General features: G+C 56.8%; 16 protein-coding genes. 5 read left to right on the top strand and 11 right to left on the bottom strand.

The genetic code is table 11. The annotated features are described in order from the left end of the window. Positions 1-41 precede the first annotated feature (41 nt). Positions 42-1385, bottom strand: coding sequence for an APC family permease (locus tag AQ981_RS21255; RefSeq protein WP_058913768.1), 1344 nt, complete (start codon positions 1383-1385; stop codon positions 42-44). 387 nt (positions 1386-1772) lie between these two features. After that, positions 1773-3503, bottom strand: coding sequence for an amidohydrolase (locus AQ981_RS21250; protein ID WP_058913793.1), 1731 nt, complete (start codon positions 3501-3503; stop codon positions 1773-1775). 291 nt (positions 3504-3794) lie between these two features. Here AQ981_RS21250 and AQ981_RS21245 point away from each other — a divergent pair, with 291 nt between their 5' ends. After that, positions 3795-4964, top strand: a complete 1170-nt coding sequence (locus AQ981_RS21245; RefSeq protein WP_058913767.1) for an acetyl-CoA C-acetyltransferase — start codon at positions 3795-3797, stop codon at positions 4962-4964. A gap of 471 nt (positions 4965-5435) precedes the next feature. Continuing rightward, the gene (locus AQ981_RS21240) at positions 5436-6122 is read left to right on the top strand and encodes an oligogalacturonate-specific porin KdgM family protein (protein ID WP_058913766.1); all 687 of its coding nucleotides are present in this window, start codon (positions 5436-5438) and stop codon (positions 6120-6122) included. Between the two features lie 405 nt (positions 6123-6527). Here AQ981_RS21240 and AQ981_RS21235 read toward each other — a convergent pair whose 3' ends face one another. Further along, positions 6528-7703, bottom strand: a complete 1176-nt coding sequence (locus AQ981_RS21235; RefSeq protein ID WP_058913765.1) for an oligogalacturonate lyase family protein — start codon at positions 7701-7703, stop codon at positions 6528-6530. 442 nt (positions 7704-8145) lie between these two features. On the opposite strand from AQ981_RS21235, the gene kduD reads away from it, so the two are divergent. Further along, a complete protein-coding gene (gene kduD / locus AQ981_RS21230; RefSeq protein ID WP_058913764.1) occupies positions 8146-8907 on the top strand; it encodes a 2-dehydro-3-deoxy-D-gluconate 5-dehydrogenase KduD in 762 nt (253 codons plus the stop codon). A 155-nt stretch (positions 8908-9062) separates the two neighbouring features. Here kduD and AQ981_RS21225 read toward each other — a convergent pair whose 3' ends face one another. From AQ981_RS21225 to AQ981_RS21205, 5 genes are all read right to left on the bottom strand, one after another. Further along, on the bottom strand, positions 9063-10352 hold the full coding sequence (locus AQ981_RS21225) for an ABC transporter substrate-binding protein (protein WP_058913763.1): 1290 nt from the start codon (positions 10350-10352) through the stop codon (positions 9063-9065). A 15-nt stretch (positions 10353-10367) separates the two neighbouring features. Beyond that, positions 10368-11495, bottom strand: a complete 1128-nt coding sequence (locus AQ981_RS21220) for an ABC transporter ATP-binding protein (protein WP_058913762.1) — start codon at positions 11493-11495, stop codon at positions 10368-10370. 11 nt (positions 11496-11506) lie between these two features. Further along, positions 11507-12421: a carbohydrate ABC transporter permease gene (locus AQ981_RS21215; protein ID WP_058913761.1), complete on the bottom strand. Its 915-nt coding sequence runs from the start codon at positions 12419-12421 to the stop codon at positions 11507-11509. Further along, positions 12414-13304, bottom strand: coding sequence for a carbohydrate ABC transporter permease (locus tag AQ981_RS21210; RefSeq protein ID WP_058913760.1), 891 nt, complete (start codon positions 13302-13304; stop codon positions 12414-12416). The genes AQ981_RS21215 and AQ981_RS21210 overlap by 8 nt, the downstream gene beginning before the upstream one ends. Positions 13305-13725: 421 nt before the next feature. Beyond that, the gene (locus tag AQ981_RS21205; RefSeq protein ID WP_058913759.1) at positions 13726-14049 is read right to left on the bottom strand and encodes a cupin domain-containing protein; all 324 of its coding nucleotides are present in this window, start codon (positions 14047-14049) and stop codon (positions 13726-13728) included. A 165-nt stretch (positions 14050-14214) separates the two neighbouring features. Here AQ981_RS21205 and AQ981_RS21200 point away from each other — a divergent pair, with 165 nt between their 5' ends. Continuing rightward, entirely contained in the window at positions 14215-14910 is a 696-nt protein-coding gene (locus tag AQ981_RS21200; protein ID WP_058913758.1) for an aspartate/glutamate racemase, read from the top strand. Here AQ981_RS21200 and AQ981_RS21195 read toward each other — a convergent pair. Beyond that, a complete protein-coding gene (locus tag AQ981_RS21195; protein ID WP_058913757.1) occupies positions 14907-15830 on the bottom strand; it encodes a LysR family transcriptional regulator in 924 nt (307 codons plus the stop codon). The genes AQ981_RS21200 and AQ981_RS21195 overlap by 4 nt on opposite strands. A 116-nt stretch (positions 15831-15946) precedes the next feature. Between AQ981_RS21195 and lysA the strand changes: the two genes are divergently transcribed. Continuing rightward, complete coding sequence (gene lysA, locus AQ981_RS21190; RefSeq protein WP_058913756.1) at positions 15947-17206, top strand: diaminopimelate decarboxylase; 1260 nt, start codon at positions 15947-15949, stop codon at positions 17204-17206. Positions 17207-17334: 128 nt separating this feature from the next. On the opposite strand, the gene galR is transcribed toward lysA, so the two are convergent. Continuing rightward, a complete protein-coding gene (galR, locus tag AQ981_RS21185; RefSeq protein ID WP_058913755.1) occupies positions 17335-18339 on the bottom strand; it encodes an HTH-type transcriptional regulator GalR in 1005 nt (334 codons plus the stop codon). A gap of 158 nt (positions 18340-18497) precedes the next feature. Then, positions 18498-19895 (bottom strand): glycoside hydrolase family 1 protein, encoded by a 1398-nt coding sequence (locus tag AQ981_RS21180; RefSeq protein WP_058913754.1) that lies wholly within the window; start codon positions 19893-19895, stop codon positions 18498-18500. Between the last annotated feature and the right edge of the window lie 16 nt (positions 19896-19911).

Genomic DNA, 19911 nt, shown 5'->3' with positions numbered 1-19911 from the left:
ACTGCGCGCCCGGTAATCCGCAGCGCGCTTTGTGTCGCTAATTAGTCAATCAGATGGGCAATATCGTCGTACTTCACCGACGGCGGCGCCTGGCGCAGCCCTTTGGTCAGCCACAGCAGGTAGATAAAGCCAATCACCAGCCAGGTCATACCCACTTTCAGGGCGTCCGGTTCAAGGTGCGACCACAGCCAGACCGAAAGCAGAAAGCCGATAATCGGCAGCAGCCCATACTTAAACAGCGCTGCGCCGCCGCGCCGCTTTTCATTGATCAGGAAGTGTTTGACCACGCTCAGGTTAACGAAGGTAAATGCCCCCAGAGCGCCGAAACTGATCATCGACACCACCATGTTGAGGTCGAGGAACAGGGCGGTCAGCGATACCACCGCCACGAACAGGATCGCCCGGTACGGCGTGTGGTAACGGCTGTGCAGATGGTAGAACACTTTGCGCGGCAGCACCCCTTCACGACCCATGGCATAGAAAATACGCGATACCCCGGTCTGGGCAGTCATCGCCGAAGCATAGACCCCGGTCAGGTAGGCGGCCATAAAGAAGGTATACATCCATTTACCGCCGGCCTTTTCGGAAACCACCAGGCTGGCGGTATCCTGCACCGGGATCAGCGACTGCCAGTCCGGGTAGATGATATGGGCGGAGTAGGAGACGGCGATAAAAATCGTGCCGGCGGAAATGACGGTGATCAGGATGGCGCGCGGCAGGGTGCGCTTTGCGTCATCGGCTTCTTCGGCCATGGTGGCGATAGCGTCAAACCCGAGAAACGCCAGGCACAGCACCGCCGCGCCGGCCATTAGCCCGGAAAAGTCTCCGGCGCCGACCAGCAGCGGGCGCATCAGGTTTTCCGGCGTCAGTTCGGCCTGGCTGAATGACAGCGTGATAAACAGGACGATAAACACCATCTGGGCGCCAATCAGCGAGAAATTCACTGACGTCATTAGCCGTACGCCGAGGATATTTAACAGACTGACCGATGCAATTGAACCGAGCACAAACACCGCGGCGGGAATGGACGGAAATGCCTCGTGCAAAAAGATGCCTAACACTAAGTAGTTGAGGATCGGCAGGAACAGATAATCAAGGATCTGCGCCCAGCCGACCAGAAAACCGACTTTACCGCCAAAGCTGCGCTGCACGTAGGAATACGCTGAACCCGCCAGCGGCATGGCGCTGGTCATTCGGCAGTAGCTCAGTGCAGTAAACAGGATGGTGGCAATGGTGATTAAATAGGCGACCGGCAAATGCCCCTGGCTTAACACCGTCACCTGACCATAAGTAGTGAAAACGCCCAGTGGGACCATATAGGCCAGCCCAAACGCGACCAGCGCAGGCGTTTTAAGAACTCTTCGCAACTGAGTATTCTGTGGCATTTACCGTATCATCTCCTGGTGCCGGGATAACCGCACTGGCAAAAAATTAATAAATATTAGCGACATCCTTTGTCTGATGCCGGCGCGGCGCTGTGGTGGCGGCGTACGTAGTACGTGACCGGATGTCAGCTCCCCGGCGGCCTGAAAATAATGTCGGTCTGAGTAAAGTCGCGAATTTTGACACAGCCAGGGGGGGTTGGAAAGTGGTTAAATTAATAAGCGACCGGATTAGTGGTTAATCCTGGCTATATAATTCAATTTGCGAATGTTAAAAATCGAAATAATCAGCAATGTAGGGTTTGTGATGTAAATAAATGGTTTCATTATGAGGAAATTCTGATTATTGATTTACCGGCAGCGGAAATTATCCACTGCCGGTAACCCGCCTCACTGGCTCTGGTAAACCACCTTACCGCCAACCAGGGTACGAGCGATACGGGTGCGGAACAGGGTTTCCGGCGGCTGTGCAAAAATATTGTTATGCAGCACAATCGCATCAGCGAGTTTGCCCGGCTCCAGCGAACCGATATAGCGCTCTTTACCGACCATCCAGGCGGCGTCAATCGTGGCGGCGCGCAGAGCTTCGGTGAGTGTCAGATCACGGTCGTTGTCCAGACGCGGCCCGGCGGGCTGACCTTCGGCGTCCCAGGCGCGGCGGGTCATGCCTACCTGAAGGTTATACCATTCGTCGAGGCGATCGATAGGCCAGTCGCTACCGTAGGCCACCCGCGCACCGGCGTCGATAAAGTGGGCGATGGGTTCCATATTGCGAAAGCGCGCTTCCCCGAGCATCTCCCGCTCTTCGTGGATTAACACCGCCGGCAGACCGCTCCACTGGAACGAGAGCACCGCCGTCGCGCCGAGCTGTGCGAAACGCGCATAGTGGTGGGTAGCCGCCAGCTCGTTGTGGGCCAGCCCCGGGCGAATATCCTTACCCGGCAGGGCGTCGCGCATCTTCTCCACGGCGTTAAGCACCATTTCGATAGCGCCATCGCCCACCGTGTGGGTATGGGGATGTAACCCGGCGCGCGCCGATTCGAGGATCAGGGCATCCACTACCGGCGCGGTGAAGTACAGGTCGCCATAGCGCCCGCTGGGCTGCCAGTCCGGCTGTTCGTCGCTGCCGCGGTTTTCCCGGTAAGGCTCCAGCAGCGCCGCCGTCATGGTGGGGGGCTGCAATACGCCGTCAATAAACAGTTTCATGTGCGTCAGGCCAAAGCCGGGTTCCGGCGTCCACTGCGCGTCGTCCCACTGGCGGGCGAACGCCACGACTTCGCTAACCGCCCGGGCGGCGTCCTGTGGACCGTCAACGCTATCCGGGGTGATTTCCCGGGCGCCGAGCACCCGTAGCGACAGTTGGCCTCTGGCGCGCAGGGCGGCGAAAGCTTCCAGTTGTTCAGCGAATACCCGGGTGTCCATCACCGTGGTGACGCCCTGGGCATTCAACACCTGCTGCACGTGAGCGGCAATCTGGACGTTTTGCTCCGCAGTACCTGAGGGGATGGAGTCAAAGGCGCGCATCGCCGGGGCGTCTTCGAGAATACCGGTCAGGCGCCCCAGGTGGTCGCGGGCGATTTTACCGTCGGTCGGCACTGGGGTCGTTTCATCAATACCCAGCATCTCCAGGGCGCGACTGTTGGCGGCAAGGGTGTGGCAGTCATTGGAAAACAGCGCTATCGGGCGGCGGGTACGCAGCGTATCGAGGGCGTCGCGGCTCATGTCGGCGCCCACCGGCACCATTCCCTGGCGCTGCCAGGCGCGCACGGTCAGCCAGTCATCTTCGCCGCTGACCGGATCGTTATCCAGATGCTGTTGAATATGGGCGAGGGTTTGCTCAACGGTGAGGGCGGCGTAGTTGAGATTACAGCCGCGCAGTTGTTTACCGCCCCAGAACGGGTGCATATGGCTGTCGATCAGACCCGGCAGCATCACTTTTCCCTGTAGATCGATAAGTTCCGTGCCGCTGTCGGCAAGGCGCAGCATCTGTTCATCACTGCCAGTGGCGAGAATGTAACCCTGGCGAATAGCCAGCGCGCTACAGAACGTATTCTGCTCGTCGGCGGTGTAAATCGTACCGTTGTGATAGATAACCTCAGCGGTGCCGGGATCTTGCGTCATGATCGTCATCTCAACATAAATAAGGTAATGCCAGTCGGCATTACCCGGGTTATTCAATAGCAAAGTTGCGCGCTGATTGTGGAGGCTATCCACAGGTTTGACAATACCCGCAACCTCGGCCTTGCTTATTAATCAGAGTATCGCCGCCGCTGCCTTTTCACAAATCACCCCACCATCAGTTGTGGGCGGCGGCGATGCAGAGTTGTGACTTATTTCACTTATTTTTAAACTTTTCAAAAAGAGTTGATAACAATCATTTAATATGTCCGCTTCCCGAACAGGAGAGCCTGCATGAAAGATGTCGTTATCGTTGGCGCGGCGCGCACCCCCATCGGCTGTTTTCAGGGGAGTCTGGCACGCTATTGCGCAACGGAGCTGGGTAGTGTGGTGGTTCGGGCGCTGCTGGCGCGCAGCGGCATCAACCCCGTAGATGTCGATGAAGTTATTCTTGGCCAGGTGCTGACCGCCGGCGCCGGGCAAAACCCTGCCCGGCAAACCGCGCTCAACAGCGGTCTGCCGAGTTCGGTTTCGGCAATTACGATTAATGACGTCTGCGGTTCGGGGCTCAAGGCGCTCCATCTGGCGACTCAGGCGATTCAGTGCGGCGAGGCCGATGTGGTGATTGCCGGCGGCCAGGAGAATATGAGCCGCGCGCCGCATGTGTTGGCCAACGGGCGGCACGGCGCGCGTCCTGGCGATGTTCAGTTGATAGACAGCCTGGTGCACGACGGCCTGTGGGATGCGTTCAATGATTACCATATCGGCGTAACGGCTGAAAATCTGGCCAGGGAGTATGGCATCAGCCGCGAGCAGCAGGACGCCTACGCGCTGGCTTCCCACCAGAAGGCTCGGGCGGCGATTGACGCCGGGCGTTTTCGCGACGAGATTGTTCCGGTCGCCGGGCGGGGGGAGCCGGGCATTGATACCGATGAACAGCCGCGCCGCGATCCCTGTGCCGAAGGGCTGGCGACGCTGCTGCCGGTATTCGAGCGGTCCGGCAGCGTCACGGCGGGCAATGCGTCATCCCTTAACGATGGCGCCGCGGCGGTGTTGATGATGAGCGCCAGTAAGGCTGAAGCGCTGGGGCTGGAGCCGATGGCGCGCATCCGCGCCTTCGCCAGCGTAGGGGTCGATCCGGCGCTGATGGGCATTGCGCCGGTGTATGCCACGCGCCGCTGTCTGGAGCGCGCCGGCTGGCAACTGGATGAGCTGGATCTGATCGAGGCCAACGAAGCATTTGCCGCCCAGGCGCTGTCGGTGAATAAGCTGCTGGAATGGGATGAGCGCCGGGTGAACGTGAACGGCGGCGCGCTGGCGCTCGGACATCCTATCGGCGCCTCCGGTTGCCGGATCCTGGTCTCGCTGGTGCATGAAATGGTGAAGCGTGATGCCCGCAAAGGGCTGGCGACGCTGTGCATCGGCGGCGGGCAGGGGGTGGCGCTGGCCATTGAACGCGATTGACGCTCTCTTCCGGCGCGTCCTGCGCCGGAAAATAACGGCGGTAGTTTTTTATCTCCCCCAGTGATTTTTCCCACTTAGAGCCTCTCCCGGAAGGCGTTCCTGGCGCAGCCAGTTTGAGCGCTGCCGAGGTTCAGAATGGCAAGCCAAATAGCCCTGACAGGACAGGCTCTTAAATACTTGCCTTGTCTGGCTGGCGACAAAAGGTTAATTCCCGCCATATTAAAAATATTTCCATAGTGATTATTGGGTTTGTTGTTTTTTCATAAAAAATGAAACGTAAAAAGGATCCTGCTGACCAGAAAACCTCTTTTTTGTTTTTGAAGTGCTGTTTTATTTTTGAGCTGTATCACGTTCCTGACAGCGGATTTGGCAACGGTGAATATTTACGATCCTGATCACTAAAATAATATTTCTTTAAAAATAAAATTCAGTTTCATAAAAATGAAATATTATTTCAATCGAGGATTGATTATGTTGAAAAAGGCTCTGGGAATGGCAGTGCTGTGCGGCGCGAGTTTTGCTGCGCAGGCGGTAACGGTAGATTTGCGCCACGAGTATGTGGACGATCGGGTCAATAAAGATCGCGTGGCGGTATCTCACCGTTTTGCAAATGGCCTCGGGTTTAGCGTTGAGGCAAAATGGCGCTCCGGCGGTACTAACCACGACAGGCCTTTCAGCGATGTTATCGGTAATGGTCATGAGGAATCCATCAACTGGCGCTGGGCCGCGACCCGTAATATTGCGCTGACGCCGGGGCTGACGGTAGAAAGTAACGACAGCAAAACCATCTGGAAACCTTATCTGCACGCGCAGTATAGTTTCGACAACGGTTTCTATGTAGCTGCGCGCTATCGTTTTGAATATACCCGTTTTCCTAATGATAATACCAAGAATGAAGACGATAAGACCAACCGCGGCGAGGCGTGGGCCGGGTATGTGTTTGGCGACTGGCGCGTGGAGCTGAACTACCTGTACAAGCGTAGCGAGCACCAGGTGAAAGCCAATAACAAAAAAGGCGACGATGAGTATAACGTGAAAGTGGCCTACAAGTGGGATCAAAACTGGGCGCCGTATGCCGAACTGGGTAATGTCAGCGGTAGCAAAACCACCGATGAACGCCAGACTCGCTATCGGGTCGGTGTGGCCTATTCTTTCTGATATCCGCTTATCTTTCCGGAAACCGGAAACGCATTTGCCGGACCCGATGTATGATTCAGTCCGCTAACCTGAATCATTTCGTGATACTGAAAACCTCCCATTGCGCGGAGGTTTTTTTATCGCCGTTATATCTTATTACCCGATTTATTATTTCAGTTTCTCGATAGCGCTATTATTCAATATTGCTGTCAGACTCGGCATTCGTTTACAGGGAAGATGTCGGGGCGTAAATAATAATCACCACCGTGATAAATCTACCGCGAAGAAATTATTCGTAGTTAACTTTATTGATGGCCGGTAAGCGAAGCGTTATTACGAATAAAAAAAGCCCCCGCAACAGCTGAGGGGGCAAGGGCCAGTTACAGGAAACAACAACAAAAAGCGACGTTAATTGCCTCTTAACGCTCAGGCTTTCACCATGACGCGTTTTTCCGGGAGTTGTGCAATATACAGCGCCGGCTTGCCGTCTTTATCAGACGTGAACAGTACGGCGCTATCGTCCGGGGTAAACGACGGGTGCGGATGGGTGACCTGACGGCTATTGGCAAAGGTCGCCCATGAGGTATCGTGACGCGCAATGCGGAACCACGCTTTTTGCGCTACATCGAAGCCGTACAGATAAGGATCGTTTTCAATGCTGTATCCGCCGCTGTCTTTCACATCGACCGGCGTGCCGGAGCCGTCGCCGACCAGCAGTGTGCCGTCAACGTTGCTCATCAGATGCGAGCAGGGAGGCATGTGCATCAGCGCTTCATTTACTCCGCTTTGCGGGTGATAACGGTAGATGGTGCGCTGCTGCTGACCTTTCAGATAAGAGACGTAGATCAGCGCGGAGCCGTCCGGCACCCAGAATTCGTGGGTGCAGCTTTCTCCTGGCGCGTGCTCCTTCACTTTACGTACCTGACTGCCATCCTCATTGACCAGCCACATACGGGCATCCACCAGATCGTGCGGGCCTTCATGGCAGAAGGCGACGGTGTTGTCATCAAACGGGCGGTAAATCGGGTGCCCCAGCCAGACTTTCTGCTGGAGGATCACCGCGCTGGCGCCGGTTTGCAGATTGACGCGCAGCAGACGGCAGAGCGGACCTTTATGGAAGAAGTCGTGGAACGCCTGCCAGTCATTGAGCGGCTCATGATCCTGCCGGGCGATTTCGATACCCACCAGTTTGTTACAGTCGCTGTTGGCCACCCAGGTGCCGTAGCCCACCCAGTCATCGGGAACCCGGTAGACTTCGCGTTCGACGAGGGTTTCAAGATTGACTTCCCGCAGGGTACGTTCATTTTTCACGTAATACAGGGATTTGTCGTCAGGGGAGAGGAAGCCACCAAATGTGTTATCACCTGGTCCTTCGGTGAGCTGGACAGCCTCGCCGGCGGCCAGATCCAGCAAGTAATAGTTCCAGTGGCCGTCAAACTCCCCGGCGAATAACAGCCGGCTGCCATCGTTGGTGAAGCATTTCTGGTAGAAATAGTTCCGGTGGCAGGTGACGTCCGGGGGCGTTAAACGGGTCACTTGCGCCCCGGTATCCGGGTCATGGCTGACCTGATACTCAAGTTTGACCCGCATACCTTTAGCCATAATCTTCTCCTTTTTGCCATCCGCCGGATGTGCTGATTATTAAATTAAAAACATGGTGATAATTTATAGAAACATCGTTTCATTTTATGTGATGATTCACGCATTTTCCATATTGCGTCGTCGGCGCGCAGAGATTTACCGGGTATATGCGCCCCGTTTGCGGCAGTGAGAACTCGATCTACGGCGCTTCAGCAGTCGATAACAACCCGCATGTTTCCTGATCAGATGTGATCCTGGCGTCAAATTTTCACATGAATGGCATATAAACTGAAACATCGTTTCAAATTTAATTGAAAGCAGGTTTTGTTCAGCTTACTATGTCATCAGATTCGGTAATGGAACAACGTTTCATTCAGAATGGAGGTCGACAGAACAGACGTCCTGGGCGATCTGTGACCGGTAAATAGCGGCCTGCAACAGGCCTGATAAAAAGGAAATAAAGATGATTCTCGATTCATTCTCTCTTCAGGGCAAAGTCGCTGTCGTTACCGGCTGCGATACTGGTCTGGGCCAGGGTATGGCGCTGGGGCTGGCGCAAGCCGGCTGCGATATCGTGGGTATCAATATCGTTGAGCCGACGGAAACCATCAGCAAAGTTACCGCTCTGGGCCGCCGTTTTCTGAGTCTGACCGCCGATCTGCGCCAGATTGACGCGATTCCCGCGCTGCTGGACCGCGCCGTGGCCGAGTTCGGTCATATTGATATTCTGATTAATAACGCCGGCCTGATCCGCCGCGAAGACGCTCTCGCATTCAGTGAAAAAGACTGGGACGATGTCATGAATCTGAACATCAAGACCGTCTTCTTCATGTCCCAGGCGGCGGCGAAACAGTTTATCGCCCAGGGCAACGGCGGAAAAATTATTAATATCGCCTCCATGCTCTCGTTCCAGGGGGGGATTCGCGTACCGTCCTATACCGCTTCGAAAAGCGGCGTAATGGGCATTACGCGTCTGATGGCCAACGAATGGGCGAAATACAATATTAACGTCAATGCTATTGCCCCGGGTTATATGGCGACTAACAACACCCAGCAACTGCGCGCCGATGAACAGCGCAGCGCGGAAATTCTTGAGCGTATCCCGGCGGGCCGCTGGGGACTGCCGTCCGACCTGATGGGGCCGGTGGTGTTCCTGGCGTCTGCGGCATCTGACTATATCAATGGCTATACCGTTGCGGTAGACGGCGGGTGGCTGGCGCGCTGACCGGCGCGTCGTGCTCTTCTGAACCCCTCTGTCTGTTTATCGGGCAGAGGGTTTTTTTATGGCTGGAATTTACCGGCGTCAGGGGCGATAAACTGCCGGCATAAAAATACCCTGCCGGGGAACCCGGGCAGGGTAAAGGGGAATCGGCGGGGGCTTTAGCGCATGGCGCGGCGCAGAATACGCTCCGCCTGGCGCTGGAAGTCAGCGGCGGCGTCTTCCACGGATTTCTGACCATAGTCGATATACTGCAGCGTAGTACCGAACTGGGCGACAATCTGCGGATCGTCAAAGTAAGGGGAAACGCTCAGCGTGGTCGGCAGCGACTGGGCCAGTTTCAGACCTGCGACGGCCGGATCGTCATCCTGAATAATACCGTCGGCGCTTAATTGCTGTACCGCCGCCTTGCTTAGCGGCACGCCGCGCTCCAGCCCCAGCGCCTCCACGCCTTCTTTGCTGTTCAGCAGGAAGTTAAGCAGTAGCGCCGCTTCTTTGGGATGTTTAGTGGTTTTGCTGACCGAGAACATCTGCGCCGGTTTGAAGAACAGCCCCGCGTCCCGGGCCTCCGGCAGCATCGGGTAACTACCCAACTCAAGTCTGGCCGGCGGTTTCAGGTTGTCCGAATACTTGGTAATGGTGGAGTTCCACATATAGGTCCCGGCCCATTCTCCTTCGATCCACGGTTTCATTTCATACATATTGCTCTTGCCGAAGGAGGCATAATATTTGGTGTCCGGCATGACGTGGCTGTCGATCAGTTTTTTGTAGACCTGGAAGAACTCCACCCACTGCTCTTTACTCCAGGAGAACTTTTTGGTTTTTTCATCTACCGCCGGAATATTGTACTTTTGCACCATGTAAGAGTTGAGCAGCGCCAGCACGTCCTGGTGTTCCAGTACCACCGGGTAAAACTGCTTGCCCAGTTGGTTATTAAAGGCCACGCCCGCCGCCATCAGTTCGTCCCAGGTTTTCGGATAGTCGATGCCAGCTTTTTTCCAGGTCTCATTGTTGTAATAGAACACCCGCGCGGTGACCGAGATGGGGATACCGTTCAGTTTGCCGTCGACCGTGGTGGACTGTAGCTCTTTGGGATCGAACTGGCTGAGATCGAGTACCTCGCCCAGTTGGTTGAGATCGTAAAAGCCGTTACCGGTTTTCGAGAAAATTGGCAGCCAGTTCCAGTTGGTTTGCATCAGGTCCGGTTCGGTACCGCCGGCTATCTGGGTGGTCAGACGCGACAGATGCCCGTCCCAGCCGGTGTATTCCGCCTTCACATTAATGTGCGGATACTGCTTGTGGAACGCTTCCAGCGCTTTCAGGGTGACCTGATGGCGGCCATTGCCGCCCCACCAGGACATACGCAGGTTAACGTCATCGGCGGCGAAGGCCTGGCTGGCCGTCAGCGCCAGAGTAGAGGCAATCAGGGTACTCAACAGCATGGTTTTCATTGCTATAGACTCCTGTCAGAGAGAGATATTTTGTTCTGTTTTGGCATCGAAAATGTGGCACTTATGCATATCGAAACGGAACCAGACTTTGCGATTGAGCCCCTTGTTAATCATCGGTTTGGCCTCATCGGACGGGATGCGGCCGGTCAGTTCGTAGTCGCCCACTTTCAGGTAGATAAAGAATTCGTGACCCATGTTTTCCACCCGCACCATCTCACCGCTGGCGCAGCCGTCGGCAAAGGGTTCATCCGCTACCGAAACAAACTCCGGACGCACGCCGAAAAATACCTGCTGGTCCTTATAAGCAGCCAGTTTTTGCTGCTGATGGTCGGTGAGCGGCAGCATATTGTTGCCGACAGTGATGTGCAGGCGGCCATTGTGTTCGGCAAGGCGCGTTGGTTTGATATTCATTTCCGGCGCGCCGATAAAACCCGCCACAAACATATTCTTCGGGTGGTGGTAGAGGTTGTCCGGGGTATCCACCTGCATGATATGGCCGAGCTTCATCACGCAAATGCGGTCGCCCATGGTCATCGCTTCGGTCTGGTCGTGGGTAACGTAAACGCTGGTGGCCGGTTTGCCGGATTTTTTGAGCTGCTTATGTAGATCTGAAATCCGGATGCGCATTGAGGCGCGCAGCTTGGCGTCAAGGTTGGAGAGCGGTTCATCGAACAGGAATACATCCGGTTTTTTAACGATGGCGCGACCGACCGCCACACGCTGGGCCTGGCCGCCGGAAAGCTGGCGCGGCAGGCGGTCCATCAACTCTTCCAGTTCAAGGATCTTCGCCGCCTCATCCACCTGCATGTCGATCTGCTCTTTCGGCATTCTGCTCAGCTTCAGGCCGAAGGCGAGGTTTTCACGCACCGTCATATGCGGATACAGGGCGTAGTTCTGGAATACCATGGCGATCCCGCGCTCTTTCGGCGCCAGGTTGTTAACCACTTTTTCGCCGATTCGCACTTCGCCGCCGCTGATGGTTTCCAGGCCGGCCAGCATGCGCAGGGTGGTGGATTTGGCGCAGCCGGACGGGCCGACGATGACCATAAACTCGCCGTCGGCGATTGTCAGGTCGATACCATGCACCGCTTTAAATCCGTTGGAGTAGACTTTTTCCAGTTTGTTGAAAATGACTTCAGCCATGATATTCCCTCTTAACCTTTGATTCCGCTGCTGGACACGCCCTGCACAAAGTAGCGCTGCGCCAGGAAGAAGATGATGATGGACGGCAGGATGGAGATACTCGCCATTGCCAGAATTTCGTTCCACGGCGCCCCTTCGGTCACGTCGATAGACATTTTCAGCGCCAGGGCGATCGGGTATTTATCCACGCTGTAGACGTAAATCAGCGGGCCGATAAAGTCGTTCATTGACCACATAAACTGGAACAGCGCCACGGAGATAATCGCCGGCTTGAGGATCGGTACGACCACGTACCACAGCACCTGAAAGGAGTTACAGCCGTCGATTTGCGCCGCTTCTTCCATGTCGCGGGGGACGCCGCGCAGGAACTGAATCAGCATAAAGACGAAGAACCCCTGGGTGGCGAAGGCCAGCGGCAGGTACAGCGGCAGATAGCTGTTCAGCATGCCCATTTCACGGAACATCAGGTACTGCGGGATCAGCAGTACGGTGCTGGGCAGCAGCATGGTGGCGATAAGCGTCGCGAACCAGAAATTCTTCCACGGGATCTCAAACCGCGCGAAGCCGTAGGCCACCACGGTGGAAGAGATAATGGTCAGGATAACTTTCGGGATCACATACTGGAAGGTATTGAGCATGTAATGGCCGAAAGTATATTCGGTACCGGTTTTCCAGCCGTTGGCGAACCCGTCCATGGTCGGGTTTTCCGGGATCAGGCCCAGCGTGGTGAAGATCTCATGGTTAGGTTTAAAGGCCGCCGAAAACATCCACACCAGCGGATAGAGCATCAGCAGACCGACCGCCAGCAACACCACATAGCGAATGCCGGCGTTGATTTTTTCCCGGCGCAGCGTGCGCTGCACTTCCAGTTCCGCTTCACCAGGCGTCTGCCGGGTGGGGGTGTGACTCTGTTGAATATCAGCCATTTTTGCCTCCTTTATCAGCGGAGTAGAAGACCCAGTATTTTGATGATTTGAAGGCAATGGAGGCGAATACCGCCACCACCAGGAACAGTACCCAAGCCAGCGCCGCGCCGTAGCCCATTTCGAAATATTTGAACGCCGTGTCGTAGATATACAGCGAGAACAGATAGGTGTAGTGGGTCGGACCGCCGCCGGTGATGATGTACGGCGCGGTAAACTCCTGGAACGCCTGAGTAGTCTGCATAATAAAGTTGAAGAAAATCACCGGGGTAATCAGCGGCACCGTGACCTTCAGGAACATCTGCCATTTTGAGGCGCCGTCGATCATCGCCGCTTCATACTGGGACTGCGGGACGTTTTGCAGCGCCGCCAGGAAGATAACCATCGCTGATCCGAACTGCCAGACGCGCAGCAGGGTCACGGACATCAGCGCCAGCGAGGGTTCCCCCAGCCAGTTCACCGGATCGAACCCGAACACGCTGATAAAGCTGTTCAGCAACCCGTCGATGGCGAACAGGGCGCGCCACAGTACCGCGATCGCCACTGAGCTGCCGAGAATCGATGGAATATAGTAGGCGGTGCGAAAGAAGCCGATACCGCGCAGTTTAAAGTTCAGGACGAAAGCAATTCCCAGCGCAAAAGCCAGCTTGAGCGGGATAGTCAAAAATACGTAGGCAAAGGTCACGCCCATCGATTTCCAGAAGAGCGCGTCTTCGGTAAACATGTAGCGATAGTTCTCAAGGCCGGTAAATTCCGGCGGGTTCATCAGGTCATACTCAGTGAAACTGAGAAAGAACGACGAAACGAAAGGAAAGGCGGTAAAGACTATCAACCCAATGATATAGGGCGATATCCATGCCAGTCCTAACAGTCTGTTTTCATTCATACTTACCTACCTGGCTGTCAGAGGTTGAAATTAAGAGGCGTTAGCCATCCGCCTGCCGATGCCGGGAGCATCTGCGCTGGCGTGTGGCGTTAATCGTTGCTGGTGGCTGGCATATCGTGTCCCTGATCGTTACCGTTGAATTAATGCGTTATCCGTACCCTGGGGTGGATAAAATGGCTTATCCGCTGTGCATCGTCTGGTTTATAAAAATGTCGTTTTAAATTTATGAAACGATGTTTTATTTAATTCTAATGGGATTTAAAAACCCGTCATGCGATTCTTGTCGGAAATGTGATCGAAGTCGAAACGCTGTTTCAATTTATTTCGGAGCGGCGATTTTTTGCGCCGGATGGGGATAGTTCGGCCAGCGTGGCGCAGGGGAGCGGGCTGGCCGCTCCTGTACGGGGGACGGAGTGGGACGTTACTTCAGGAAGTCTTCGCGGATTGGGGTGAACGTATCAAGCAGCGTGCCGGCCTGCAAACAGACGCAGCCGTGCATGATATTCGGCTGTTTGTACAATGTATCACCGGCGCTTACCCGATGGGTTTCATCGCCGATGGTGAACTCAAATTCGCCGGACAGGACGTAGGTCAACTGTTCGTGCGGGTGGTTATGCAAGGGGCCAACGGCGCCGGTGGCGAAATTCACCTGTACGGCCATCATGTTGCCATCGTGGGCCAGAATCCGGCGGGTGACGCCGGCGCCGAGGTCTTCGAGTTCGGTGTCTTTAATAAAAGTAAACATTGGCGGCTTTCCTTTGATTGAAACGTTGTTTCATTTTTACCACGGTAAGCGGATTCAGGCAATGGCGATAGCCTGTATGATAAAACTGGCGGTACGATCGGATTGGCATTGTCCCGCAATCCCGGCATCATCAATTCGCGAAGCGCTGTCATCACAGGAGAGATCATGAAAACCATCGGATTACTGGGCGGAATGAGCTGGGAGTCCACCATTCCTTATTACCGGCTGATAAATGAAGGGATCAAAGCACGGCTGGGCGGGCTGCATTCCGCGCAAATTGTGCTGCACAGCGTGGATTTTCATGACATCGAGCTGTGTCAGAGCCGCGGGGAGTGGGATCAGGCCGGGCAGATGCTGGCCGATGCCGCGCTGGGGTTACAGAGAGCGGGCGCCCACGGTATTGTGCTGTGTACCAACACCATGCACAAAGTGGCGGATGTCATTGAAGCGCAGTGTGCGCTGCCGTTTTTGCATATCGCCGACGCCACCGGGCGGGCGATCGCCGCGCAGGGGCTGCGCCGGGTGGCGCTGCTCGGCACGCGCTATACCATGGAGCAGGATTTTTACCGCGGGCGGCTGGAGCGTGAATTCGCTATCGAATGTCTGATCCCCGGCGCCGACCAGCGGGCGGAAATAAACCGCATCATTTTTGAAGAGCTGTGTCTCGGGCGCTGGCTCGACAGCTCCCGGGCCTGCTATCAGCAGGTGATTGCGCAACTGGTCAGCCAGGGGGCCGAGGGGGTGATTTTTGGCTGTACCGAGATAGGCCTGTTGATCAATCAGCAGCAGTGTCCGGTGCCGGTGTTTGATACCGCGGCTCTCCACGCGGCTGATGCGGTACGCTTTATGCTGGAGGACTAATCCTCCAGCATCTGCGTCAGCAGGGTGGTAAAGCGCGGCATCGCGGCGCGTAAATGTTCGCTGAAAGCGTTGACCAGCGCCGACGCCGGGCGGTGAAGCGGACGAATCAGGCTGACCGTGAAAGGAACGGCAATCCGGAAGCGCCGCACCGCTACGCCGCTGGCCGCATAGTCCAGCGCTGTCAGCGGATTGACCACCGAAATACCCGCCCCGGCGCGCACCATGGCGCAGACGGAGGCGGCGCTGTGGGTTTCCACCACCATCCGCCTTTTCACCCCATGTTCGTGAAACAGCTGGTCGAGCAACTGGCGATAGCTGTCGCTGCGCGACAGGCTGATATAGTTTTCGCCGCTGAAATCGGCGGGGCCGAGGCTGCGCTTTCGCGCCAGCGGATGGTCGGCGGGCAGCACGCACACTTCATTGAGGGTCAGCAGACTTTCGCGCGCCGTACCGGCCGGCGTGGTGACGGTTTCCGTCAGCCCCAGGTCGTGGCGCTGGGCGGAGAGCCACTCTTCCAGCAGCGGCGATTCCTGAGGCACGATGTTCAGGCTCAATTCCGGGTAGCGGGCGAGGAACGGCGTCACCAGCGCTGGCAGAAACGACTGGGAGAATACCGGCAGGCAGGCGATAGACAGCTCCCCCTGGCGGAATTCGCGCAGGCTTTCCGCCGCCGCCACGATGCGATCCAGACCATACCAGGATCGCTGCACCTCTTCGAACAGCCGCAGTCCCTGCACCGTCGGGTGTAGCCGGCCGCGGCTGCGTTCAAACAGTTGCAGACCGATCACTTTTTCAAAGCGCGCCAGCTCCCGGCTGACGGTCGGCTGCGAGGTGTGCAGCAGGGCGGCGGCCTCGGTCAGGTTGCCGGCGGTCATCACCGCATGGAAGATTTCGATATGGCGCAGGTTAATGGCGGGCATGGCGCGATTCCTCGTTAGTCCATATCATTTTTGCATAGACTGTGTAGAAAACGATATTTTTTATTCACTGGCGACTGTGGCGTAATAAACGCCATACAAAATGAAAGGAGTTCTCCATGCCGCAACCTCTCGATACCACCCAAAGCGCGCTGAGCGCCGCTAATCTGCGCGCCCTGCCGCCGCAATTCGGCTGCCCGGTGTGGGTCTATGACGCGCAGATTATTCGCCGTCAGATTAGCCAGTTGCGCCAGTTTGATGTGATTCGCTTTGCCCAGAAAGCCTGTTCCAATGTCCATATTCTGCGCCTGATGCGCGAACAGGGAGTAAAAGTGGATTCGGTATCGCTGGGGGAGATCGAGCGGGCGCTGGCCGCGGGCTATGACCCACAGCAAAATCCCCACGACATCGTCTTTACCGCTGATGTGCTCGACGACGCCACTCTGGCGCGGGTCCATGAGTTGGGGATCCCGGTGAACGCCGGTTCGGTGGATATGCTCTCCCAGCTTGGCGCCGTGTCGCCCGGCCACCGGGTGTGGTTGCGTATCAACCCCGGATTTGGCCACGGCCACAGCCAGAAAACCAATACCGGCGGCGAAAACAGTAAGCACGGTATCTGGTACAGCGATCTGCCCCGGGCGCTGGCGGTGATGCGCCAGTACGATCTGCAACTGGTGGGCCTGCACATGCATATCGGATCCGGCGTCGATTACGGCCATCTTGAGCAGGTGTGCGGCGCCATGGTGGAGCATGTGATCGCCTTTGGTCAGGATTTGCAGGCGATTTCCGCCGGCGGCGGGCTGTCGATCCCCTACCGCGCCGGCGAAGAGACTATCGATACCGACCACTACTATGGTCTGTGGAACGCCGCCCGCGAGAGAATCGCCGCCCACCTGGGCCACCCGGTGACTCTGGAGATTGAGCCGGGACGCTTCCTGGTCGCTGAATCCGGGGTGCTAATTGCGCAGGTGCGCAGCGTAAAACAGATGGGAAGCCGCCATTTCGTGCTGGTCGACGCCGGGTTTAACGACCTGATGCGTCCGGCGATGTACGGTAGCTACCACCATATTTCTGTGCTGCCGCGCGATGGCCGGGCGCTGTCCGGCGCGCTGACGGAAACCGTGGTGGCCGGTCCGCTGTGCGAATCCGGCGATGTCTTCACCCAGCAGGAAGGGGGTAAAGTGGAAACCCGGGCGCTGCCGCCGGTCCAGATCGGCGATTACCTGGTATTCCACGATACCGGCGCTTACGGGGCTTCAATGTCCTCCAACTACAATAGCCGCCCGCTGCTGCCGGAAGTGTTGTTCGATAACGGCGCGCCGCGCCTGATTCGCCGCCGCCAGACGGTGGCGGAGCTGCTGGCGCTGGAACTGCTGTAATTTCGCGGCTGGCGCTCTGGTGACCGGTTTTGCGCCCCACAATCGTGGGGCGCAGATTAAAGCGTCACGGCTTCTGCATGTACTGCGCTTTTGCGCCTTGCGCCTCGCGCCCGCGGGGGCAGGGCGGGTTATTCGGCGGGGGGAACTACCGAGTGGCGGCGCACCAGCGTCGGACTGAACAGGTGGGTCACCTCCGGCAGCGGACGGTTGTCGGCCAGCGCCAGCGCCAGCTCTGCGGCCTGAGTGGCCATGGTCACCAGCGGGTAGCGGATGGTGGTCAGCCGCGGGCGCACATAGCGCGAAACCAGAATATCGTCGAAGCCGATCAGCGATATCTGCCGCGGTACGTCAATACCGTTATCGCTTAATACCCCCATCGCCCCGGCCGCCATCGAATCGTTATAACAGGCGACGGCGGTCACCGCTTTGCCGCGTCCGAGCAGTTCAGTCATTGCCTGTTCGCCGCCGCTCTCATCCGGTTCCCCGAATGTCACCAGCCGATCGCTGGCCGGCAGGCCATGTTCCGTCAGGGCGTCATAGTAGCCCTGTAATCGGTCTTCGGCGTCGGAAATGGGATGGTTGGAGCAGATAAAGCCTATCTGCCGGTGGCCCTGCTGGATCAGATGGCGGGTCGCCAGCCAGGCGCCGTAGCGATCGTCGAGGGCCACACAGCGTTTTTCATAGCCGGGAACAATACGGTTGATCAGCACCATCCCCGGGAACTGCGCCATCAGCGCGGCGATATCGGCGTCGGGGATCATTTTGGCGTGCACCACCAGCGCCGCGCAGCGGTGGCGGATCAACTGCTCAATGGCCTGGCGCTCTTTCTGCTCGTTATGATAACCGTTGCCGATCAGCAGGAAATTGCCGGTGCGGTAAGCCACTTGTTCCACGGCTTTGGCCATCGCGCCGAAGAACGGGTCGGAAACGTCGCTCACCACCAGTCCAATGGTTTCGGTATTCTGTTGGGCCAGCGCCCGGGCGTTGGCGTTCGGATGGTAATTCAGTTGTTCCATGGCGCTGTTGACAGCGGCCCGCGAGGCATCGCTGGCCTTTGGGGAGCCGTTGATCACGCGGGAAACGGTGGCAACGGATACCCCCGCCAGTCGCGCTACATCCTTTATTGTCGCCATTGGACACCACCTCGTTGGGTAAACGTTTACACCTTATCAGTGTCACGGAAAAGCGCCGTCAGTTCAAGCGCCTGCCGGGATCCAGGTCATAAAAGCGCGCAGACGATATCCGAAAGGGAAAGAAATGCAGCCCGCCGGACGGCGGGCTGGCGTGGGGATTACGGCTTCAGGGCCGCGCCGTGGGTTTTAATCACCTGCTGATACCACCAGAAGCTGTCCTTGCGGCTGCGATTGAGGGTGCCGGAACCGTCCTGCTGGAGATCGACATAGATAAAGCCATAGCGCTTGGCCACTTCCGCCTTCGAGGCGCTAATGATGTCGATGGGGCCCCAACTGGTATAGCCCAGCACCTCGACGCCATCGTCGATAGCTTCCCGCACCTGGACCAGGTGATCGTTCATATAGCTGATGCGGTAATCGTCATGGATGCGCCCATCGGCGGCGGGCTGGTCGTTAGCGCCGAGACCGTTTTCGACAATGAATAACGGTTTCTGATAACGATCCCAGAGGACGTTGAGCAGCGTGCGCAGGCCCAGCGGGTCTATCTGCCAGCCCCACTCTGAACTTTCCAGATGCGGATTTGGCACCATGTCGAGGATGTTGCCGCGCAGCTTCTCCCCGAGATCCGCATCGGCGGTAACGCAGCCGGTCATATAGTAGCTGAATGAGATGAAGTCGACGGTGTGACGCAGCGCCTCCAGGTCGGCGGGTTCAATATTCAGCGTGATACCGTTATCGCGGAAATAACGCGTCATATAGCCCGGGTAAGCGCCGCGGCACTGAATATCGCCAAAGAACTGCCAGCTGTGGTTCTCCTGCAGGGTGGCGAAGATATCCGCTGGTTTGCAGGACAGCGGATACATCAGACCGCCGAGCAGCATGTTGCCGATGCGCGCGTCCGGGATAATCTCGTGGCAGGCTTTTACCGCCAGACCGCTGGCCACCAGCTGGTGGTGAATCGCCTGGTAGATCTCTGTCGTGGTACAGTCCCCCAGCAGGCCGACGCCGGTGAGCGGCGCATGCAGCGACATATTGATTTCATTGAAGGTTAACCACAATTTGACCTTATCGCGGTAGCGCTCAAACACGGTGCGGGCATAGCGCTCAAAGAAAGCGATCAGCTTACGGTTGCCCCAGCCGCCATAGTTTTCCACCAGCGCCCACGGCATTTCATAGTGCGACAGGGTGACCAGCGGCTGGATGTTATGGCGCGCCAGTTCATCAAACAGTTTGTCGTACCAGGCCAGCCCCGCCTCGTTGGGTTGTGCATCGTCGCCGTTGGGGAAAATTCGCGTCCAGGCAATGGAGACCCGCAGGCAGGTAAAGCCCATTTCCGAAAACAGCGCGATGTCCTGCGGATAGCGGTGATAGAAATCAATGGCGACATCTTTAATACTGAAATCGCCGGGCTGGCGTGCGGTCACAGGCCCAAAAATACCGTTGGGCTGCATATCGGAGGTCGATAGCCCTTTACCGTCTTCCTGATACGCCCCTTCCACCTGGTTTGCCGCCAGCGCGCCGCCCCATAAAAAACCGTCCGGAAATCTGTTACTCATCTCTTTCTCCTTTAAA

The organism is Entomohabitans teleogrylli, from assembly GCF_001484765.1.
Classification (GTDB): Bacteria; Pseudomonadota; Gammaproteobacteria; order Enterobacterales; family Enterobacteriaceae; genus Entomohabitans; species Entomohabitans teleogrylli.
The sequence above is the reverse complement of the archived record's forward strand: the minus strand, read 5'-3'. Positions and strand labels throughout refer to the sequence as shown.